We start from the raw sequence: 385 nt of genomic DNA on the forward strand, positions 1-385 counted from the left end.
GAACGATAATACTCGTTGCTCAAACTGCTCTTTTATTACCGCCACTTTACAGCGTTTATAATAAGCTTGTCGTGTTATACCCAAGTACTCACACGCCTTGGTCACTGACAGTTTGGCTATGACTTTTGATTCAACAACCTGTCGCGTTGCTTTTTTGTGATATGTACCCCAAAGTCTTTATCAAGCACATCGACAATTTTCTCGAAGAACTCGGCTTTTAACTTGGTATCTTCTAACTCTTTCTCAAGGACTTTAATCTTTTGCTCTGGTGTTAAATCTTTAGGCTCTGACATACCGGTAGCCTCACTCATGTGATTAGGTGTTCCCTTACTCCAATCTAGTCGACCATGCTTACGAAGCCAAACTAAAACTGTTGAAGCACCTT

1 pseudogene is annotated in these 385 nt (G+C 40.8%); it reads right to left on the reverse strand.

The window, feature by feature from the left end:
- Positions 1–116: 116 nt before the first annotated feature.
- A pseudogene (locus AN214_RS21955) lies at positions 117–385 on the reverse strand (IS3 family transposase); the annotation flags it as partial.

This window comes from Pseudoalteromonas sp. P1-9, from assembly GCF_001399975.1.
GTDB lineage: Bacteria > Pseudomonadota > Gammaproteobacteria > Enterobacterales > Alteromonadaceae > Pseudoalteromonas.